10 protein-coding genes are annotated in these 6,122 nt (G+C 68.5%); 6 read left to right on the top strand and 4 right to left on the bottom strand.

What is annotated here, in order from left to right; all coding sequences use genetic code 11:
- Positions 1–50: 50 nt before the first annotated feature.
- The 3 genes from ACFVJS_RS25705 to ACFVJS_RS25695 are packed head-to-tail and all read right to left on the bottom strand — an operon-like array spanning position 51 to position 2,620.
- The gene (locus ACFVJS_RS25705) at positions 51–1,016 is read right to left on the bottom strand and encodes an ADP-ribosylglycohydrolase family protein (protein WP_378886301.1); all 966 of its coding nucleotides are present in this window, start codon (positions 1,014–1,016) and stop codon (positions 51–53) included.
- A gap of 11 nt (positions 1,017–1,027) precedes the next feature.
- Entirely contained in the window at positions 1,028–1,864 is an 837-nt protein-coding gene (mshD, locus tag ACFVJS_RS25700) for a mycothiol synthase (protein WP_378886299.1), read from the bottom strand.
- 9 nt (positions 1,865–1,873) lie between these two features.
- Positions 1,874–2,620, bottom strand: a complete 747-nt coding sequence (locus ACFVJS_RS25695) for a response regulator transcription factor (protein ID WP_378886297.1) — start codon at positions 2,618–2,620, stop codon at positions 1,874–1,876.
- Between the two features lie 122 nt (positions 2,621–2,742).
- Between ACFVJS_RS25695 and ACFVJS_RS25690 the strand changes: the two genes are divergently transcribed.
- The gene (locus ACFVJS_RS25690) at positions 2,743–3,012 is read left to right on the top strand and encodes a MoaD/ThiS family protein (protein WP_378886295.1); all 270 of its coding nucleotides are present in this window, start codon (positions 2,743–2,745) and stop codon (positions 3,010–3,012) included.
- A 77-nt stretch (positions 3,013–3,089) separates the two neighbouring features.
- Here the strand turns inward: ACFVJS_RS25690 and ACFVJS_RS25685 are convergent, their stop codons facing one another.
- Entirely contained in the window at positions 3,090–3,524 is a 435-nt protein-coding gene (locus tag ACFVJS_RS25685) for an Hsp20/alpha crystallin family protein (RefSeq protein WP_378886293.1), read from the bottom strand.
- A gap of 93 nt (positions 3,525–3,617) precedes the next feature.
- On the opposite strand from ACFVJS_RS25685, the gene ACFVJS_RS25680 reads away from it, so the two are divergent.
- The 5 genes from ACFVJS_RS25680 to ACFVJS_RS25660 form a co-directional block, all read left to right on the top strand.
- Positions 3,618–3,908 carry a MerR family transcriptional regulator gene (locus ACFVJS_RS25680; protein WP_378886292.1) on the top strand — a complete coding sequence of 97 codons (291 nt, stop codon included), beginning with the start codon at positions 3,618–3,620 and terminating at the stop codon, positions 3,906–3,908.
- Positions 3,909–3,937: 29 nt separating this feature from the next.
- Complete coding sequence (locus ACFVJS_RS25675; protein ID WP_378886290.1) at positions 3,938–4,399, top strand: thioredoxin family protein; 462 nt, start codon at positions 3,938–3,940, stop codon at positions 4,397–4,399.
- 242 nt (positions 4,400–4,641) lie between these two features.
- Entirely contained in the window at positions 4,642–5,088 is a 447-nt protein-coding gene (locus ACFVJS_RS25670) for a DUF4395 domain-containing protein (protein WP_378886288.1), read from the top strand.
- 37 nt (positions 5,089–5,125) lie between these two features.
- The gene (locus ACFVJS_RS25665; protein WP_045549622.1) at positions 5,126–5,974 is read left to right on the top strand and encodes a sulfurtransferase; all 849 of its coding nucleotides are present in this window, start codon (positions 5,126–5,128) and stop codon (positions 5,972–5,974) included.
- Between the two features lie 2 nt (positions 5,975–5,976).
- Positions 5,977–6,122, top strand: a 146-nt coding sequence (locus ACFVJS_RS25660; RefSeq protein WP_378886303.1) for a DUF1416 domain-containing protein, incomplete at its 3' end; no start/stop codon positions are given.

The raw sequence follows: 6,122 nt of genomic DNA, 5'->3' as shown, positions 1-6,122 counted from the left end.
CTTCACAAAGTGCCGCCCACTGATGTAGCAGCCGCCGACGGTGCCGTCGGTCAGCGCGCCTGCCCTGCAGCTACGGCGTCGAGAGCGAGGGTGGCGAGGACGTTGCCGGAGATCTCGGGGTAGCCGTGGCTGAGGGCGCGCCACTCGGCCGGGATGGCGGAGGCGCCCCAGCGGGCGCCGAGGAGGCCGCCGGCGATGGCGGCGACGGTGTCGGTGTCGTTGCCGATCCGGATCGCGGTGTTGAGCGCCTCGACGTAGTGCTCAGGTCCCGTGGTCGGGGTCTGGGCGATCGATGACCACGCGGCCTGCAGCGCGGTGACGATCCAGCCGTTGGGGTTGAAGGTGCCCGGCGGCGCGGTCTCGGCCTCGTCGAGCTTCTCGGTCCAGAAGGCGGCCTCGGCGGGGGAGAGGAGGGAGAGGCCGGAGCGTACGTCGAGCTCGCCGTGCATCACCGCGTGCTCGATCGCCAGGGACCAGAGGGCGCAGCCGGACTGGGCGTGCTCGTCCCAGTGCGTGAGCGCGCTCACCGCCGCGGCCGCCTCGGCGACGGCCGGGCGGTCACCGAGATAGGGGAGTGCGACCGGAGCCGTACGCATCAGGGAGCCGTTGCCGCCGGTGTGACCGGTCATCTCGTGCAGCTTCTCCGAGATCTGCCGCAGGTCAGCAGCGGTCGACGTGGGACCGGCCGTGTTGAGCACGCGTGCGGTCTGGTTACCGATGTCCTTCGGGTCCGACTCGGCCCACGTCCGGAAGTTACGGGCGACCGCGGTCAGCCCTTCCTCGGTGCGCAGGTCGAGCCCGCCGGCGGCGGCGTCGAGGATGCACCACGCCATCGTGGTGTCGTCGGTCCACTCCCCGGGCGCGAACGGGCCGAGCCCGCCGCCCAGCATCTGTGCCTTCTCATCGGCGCCGAGCCGCGGCCGGTCGAACTCGTAATGAGCCCCGAGCGCGTCCGCGACAGCGGTCCCGACGATGGCCCCGACGGCCCGGTCACTCTGAGAATCGGTCAGCTCCACGTGACCCGACACTAGCCGCGGGTGTACTGGACGTGCGTGTCCGCCGCGGCGCGGGTGAAGCCGAGGCCTTCGTAGAGACGTACGGCCGGGGTGTTGTCGCCCTCGACGTAGAGGTGGATCGCATCCACCCCGGCGTCTGCCAGATGACGCAGCCCGGCGAGGGTGACCAGCTTGCCGAGGCCGCGACCCTGGGCGGCGGGATCGACGCCGACGACGTAGACCTCGCCCTCGGTCTCGCTGTGGCGCTTGGTCCAGTGGAACGCGAGCAGCTTCTCGTCCTCCCACGCGGTGATCAGCCCCGATGCGTCGAACCACGGCTCCGACATCCGCTCCCGCAGACCGGCTTCGTCCAGTGAGCCCTGCTCGGGGTGGTGCGCGAAGGCGGCGGCGTTGACCCGGAGCACCTCGGCCTCGTCGCCGGGCTCGAAGCCGCGTACGACGATCCCCTCGGGCGGCTCGGGAGCGGCCGGCAACCCCGTGGCGGGGCGCCGCATCACCCACAGCTCGCGGGTGCGCTCCCAGCCCTGCTTCGCGGCCAGCCGCGCCGCGGCCGGGTTGTCGCCGTGGGACCAAGCCGTCGTGCCGGACGCCAGTGACGGCGCCCGGAGCAGCAGCTGCCGCCCGAGGCCGACGCCGCGGTGCTGGGTCAGCACCACCAGCGACAGCTCTCCACCGGTGGTCGAGCCTGTCGAGACCAACAGCCCGAAGCCACGTACGTCACCCCAGATCGTGGCGTCCTCCGGACGGTTGCGCAGCGTCAGCAGGGTCGCCTCGTCGAGCGGCGCCACCCCGTCGTACGCCTCGGTCGCTTTCGCGATGTCCAGGACCTGCTCGACGGTGAGTGCCATGGGAGCAGCCTAGGCGTCGGCCCCCAGGCGAGGAGACGGGGTCAGCCGCGCGCCGTCGGCGGCGGCCTCGTTGCTCTTCGAGGGCAGCACGAAGCGGTAGCCGACGTTGCGGACGGTGCCGATGAGGGTCTCGTTCTCGGGGCCGAGCTTGGCGCGCAGGCGACGTACGTGGACGTCGACGGTGCGGGTGCCGCCGAAGTAGTCGTAGCCCCACACCTCCTGCAGCAGCTGCTGGCGGGAGAAGACGCGGCCGGGGTGCTGGGCGAGGAACTTCAGGAGCTCGAACTCCTTGAAGGTCAGGTCGAGGGGGCGGCCGCCGATCTTGGCGGTGTAGGTGGCGTCGTCGACGACGACCTCGCCGGAGCGGATGAGGTGAGCCTCGGGGTCGGAGGCCTCGCGGGCCGCCGAGTTGCGGCCGATCGCGAGCTTGATCCGGGCCTCGAGCTCGGCCGGACCGCAGGTGTGCAGCACGACGTCGTCCATGCCCCAGTCGTGGGAGACGACCGCGAGGCCACCCTCGGTGGCGATCAGCAGCACGGGGATGTCGGTGCCGGTGGTGCGGATCAGCCGACACAGGTCGCGAGCCTGGGCGAGGTCCTGTCGGCCGTCCACCAGCAGCAGGTCGGAGTCGGGCGCCTCGAGAAGCGCGCTACCTTCAGCAGGAAGGATCTTCACCTGGTGGCCGAGGAGCGAAAGCCCCGGAAGGACGTCTGCCGAAGGCTGAAGCGAACTGGTCAGCAACAGAAGCGAGCTCATCGGGGGTGCCTCTCGGTCAGGATGTGAGGAGCACCGAAACGCAACATTGAGCCTCGGTGAGGTGATCGTTGGACCATATTAACGAAACCTCGCGGTGACATAGGAAGGTTGTCCACGAGAAAGTGACGAACGTTATAGAGGTCCGCTACTGGGCGGCGGCCAAGTCGGCGGCCGGAACCGCCTCGGACCAGATCCAGGTCGACGGCCCGTTGACGCTGGCAGAAGTGGTACGACGCGCCGCCGAGCTGCACGCCGACACCCGCCTCCCAGAGGTGCTGAAGGTCTGCTCGGCACTCATCGGTGACCGTCCCGCGGGAACGGGCGACCCCGGTGGGATCGAGGTCCCACCGGGGTCGACGGTCGAGTTCCTCCCTCCGTTCGCTGGTGGATAGATCACTGATGGCTGGGGAGCCCGCGCCCGGTGACTCACCTGCGTAAGGGCCTGCCGGGGCGGGCAGGTCCTCGCTCCTCAGCCCTCGATCGCGGCGGGCTCCGACTTGGGGCTCGTGGCGATCTGGATCTTGCGCGGCTTGGCCTTCTCTGCGACCGGCACGACCAGACGGAGCACACCGGCGTCGTAGGCCGCCTCGATGTGGTCGAGATCGAGGTTGTCGCCGAGCACGAGCTGACGGCTGAAGGTGCCGCGCATGCGCTCGTTGGCCAGCATCTGCCAGTCGCCGTTCTTGGCGACCCGCTCGGCCTTGACCGTGAGCACGTTGCGCTCGACGTCGAGATCGATGGTGTCCGGGCTCACGCCAGGAAGGTCGAACTCGATGACGAAGCGGTCGCCCTCGCGCCAGGCATCCATCGGCATCACGGCCGGGCGGTTCGTGGTGCCCCCGCCCAGGAGCTGCTGAGTGATGCGATCGAAGTCGCGGAACGGATCGGTGCTTCGGATCAGCATGATTCCCTCCTCACGGGATCTATATCAGCGGATACACCTTTTATATATTCCAGCTGCTAGGAGATTTCAAGTGCACATGTCAGAATTGATCGCGTGAAGGAGCGAACCAGGGCTGTCTACGCCATCTCGGTGGCCGCCGAGATGGCCGACATGCAGATCCAGAACCTCCGCGTCTACGAGCGCCGGGGCCTGGTCGACCCTGCGCGCACCGCCGGCGGCACCCGGCTCTACTCCATCGCCGACATCGAGCGCCTCGTCCGCATCCGAGACCTGCTCGCCGACGGTCTCAACCTCGCCGGCATCGCTCGCGTGCTGGCTTTGGAGGAGGACGTACGCCGCCTGAAAGCTGCCAACGAGAAGCTTCGGCGCGCCTCGGGGGAATGAGCGGGGCGGGTTACCGGTTGAATGGTCATATGAGCACCGGAGCCTGGATCGCCGTCATCGCGATAGCCGTCGCGCTCGCCTTCGGCCTGTTCCGGCTGCTCACCGACGGCCGCTTCCGAGGCACGAAGGAGCTCCACGTGGCCCACGAGGATCACGCACCCGAGCCGCACGCGTGGGATGCGGTCACCGATGCGCTGGGTGAGCCCGAGCTCGGTGCGCGCGCGACCCTCGTGCAGTTCTCCAGCGCCTTCTGCGCGCCGTGCCGGGCGACCCGGAGGATCCTGGGTGAGGTCGCCGAGATCGTTCCGGGCGTGGTCCACCTCGAGATCGACGCCGAGCATCACCTCGACCTGGTCCGCCGCCTCGACATCCTGCGTACTCCTACGACGCTGGTGCTGGACGGCGCCGGCAACGAGGTCGCCCGGGCCTCCGGTGCCCCGCGCAAGGAGCAGGTCCTGAGCGCGATCCCGACCTACGATCTCGAATCCTGACACGACGGTCCGCATTTCGAGACATTCGTTTCGTGCCCGTCGAGCATCGCGCTACTGTCATCGCATGTTCTCGACCATGCTGACCAAGCGCCGCGCAGTGGATCACTGCCGCGTGCGTTCGGCGCTGTGTCGTTCCTGCCGCTGATTCCCTGAGATTTGTCGACGCAGTCGACACCGGGGATCGCTTTCGCCTGTCAGGCTCTTCCTGACGACCTCCCCTCCACTCTCGCAGGAGCACACCTATGTCCGAGACCTCAAGCCAGACGGCGACGCAGACCGGAATCGACCCGCGTGGCCCGCAGTTCGCTGCGGCGCTGACCGTTGTCGTACTCATCCTGGCTCTGCTGCTTCCGCAGCCATGGGCTCTCGTGGTGACGGTCATCCAGACGGTGCTCTTCGCGATCGGGGCTGGTCTCGGCGTTCAGCGGACCCCCCATGCCTGGCTCTTCAAGAAGTTCGTACGACCCCGCCTCGGGGCACCGGACGAGCTCGAGGACCCGGCACCGCCCCGGTTCGCCCAGGGCGTCGGCCTCGCCTTCCTCGCGGTCGCGCTCGTGGGCTACCTCCTCGGCGCCACGCTCGTGGCGCAGATCGCCCTCGGCCTCGCGCTGGTGGCGGCCGTGCTCAATGCCGTCTTCCGGTTCTGCCTCGGCTGTGAGATCTACCTGCTGATCAGGCGTTTCGCCTAGTCCCCTGAACGCAAGAAACATAACGAAAGGTACCTAGATGACCCGCGAGAACTCCCTCGTCTCCGCCCAGTGGGTGGAGGAGCACCTCGATGACCCGAAGGTGGTGCTGATCGAGGTCGACGAAGACACCACCGCCTACGACAAGGGCCACATCAAGGGTGCCATCAAGCTCGACTGGACCACCGACCTGCAGGACCAGGTCCGTCGCGACTTCGTCAACAAGGACCAGTTCTCCGCTCTGCTCTCCGAGCGTGGCGTCGCCAACGACGACACCGTGGTGCTCTACGGCGGCAACAACAACTGGTTCGCCGCGTACGCCTTCTGGTACTTCAAGCTCTACGGCCACCAGGACGTCAAGCTGCTCGACGGCGGCCGCAAGAAGTGGGAGCTCGACTCCCGCGAGCTGACCGACGAGGCCGTCACCCGTGAGGCGACCACCTACACCGCGCAGGAGCAGGACCACTCGATCCGCGCCTTCCGCGACGAGGTCGTCGAGGCCATCGGCACCCAGAACCTGGTCGACGTGCGTTCGCCCGACGAGTTCGCCGGCCGCCTCCTCGCCCCGGCTCACCTCCCGCAGGAGCAGGCCCAGCGCGCCGGTCACATCCCGACCGCGGCGAACGTCCCGTGGTCCAAGGCGGCCAACGACGACGGCACCTTCCGCTCCGACGAGGAGCTCAAGGAGATCTACACCGAGGCCGGCGTCGACTGGAGCAAGGACACCATCGCCTACTGCCGCATCGGCGAGCGCTCCTCGCACACCTGGTTCGTGCTCAAGGAGCTCCTCGGCCAGGAGAACGTCAAGAACTACGACGGCTCGTGGACCGAGTACGGCTCGCTCGTCGGCGTCCCGGTCGTCACCGGCGACGAGCCCGGGGAGGCCTGAGCATGTGCGGAGCAACTGAGGGCGGGCTCTCGCTCGCCGGCGTCGACGTCGCCAAGGAAGCAGTCATCCAGGGTCAGGTGACCCGTGACGGCGAGCCGGTCCACGGCGCGTACGTCCGGCTGCTCGACCGCACCGGCGAGTTCACCGC

The sequence above is a fragment of the Nocardioides sp. NPDC057772 genome (assembly GCF_042798075.1).
In the GTDB taxonomy this organism is placed as follows: Bacteria; Actinomycetota; Actinomycetes; order Propionibacteriales; family Nocardioidaceae; genus Nocardioides.
The sequence above is the reverse complement of the archived record's forward strand: the minus strand, read 5'-3'. Positions and strand labels throughout refer to the sequence as shown.

Excerpts from the sequence above, each read along its gene's own strand:
- mshD (WP_378886299.1), bottom strand. The coding sequence starts at position 1,864 with ATGGCACTCACCGTCGAGCAGGTCCTGGACATCGCGAAAGCGACCGAG.
- ACFVJS_RS25695 (WP_378886297.1), bottom strand. The coding sequence starts at position 2,620 with ATGAGCTCGCTTCTGTTGCTGACCAGTTCGCTTCAGCCTTCGGCAGAC.
- ACFVJS_RS25675 (WP_378886290.1), top strand. The coding sequence starts at position 3,938 with ATGAGCACCGGAGCCTGGATCGCCGTCATCGCGATAGCCGTCGCGCTC.
- ACFVJS_RS25665 (WP_045549622.1), top strand. The coding sequence starts at position 5,126 with ATGACCCGCGAGAACTCCCTCGTCTCCGCCCAGTGGGTGGAGGAGCAC.
- ACFVJS_RS25685 (WP_378886293.1), bottom strand. The coding sequence starts at position 3,524 with ATGCTGATCCGAAGCACCGATCCGTTCCGCGACTTCGATCGCATCACT.
- ACFVJS_RS25670 (WP_378886288.1), top strand. The coding sequence starts at position 4,642 with ATGTCCGAGACCTCAAGCCAGACGGCGACGCAGACCGGAATCGACCCG.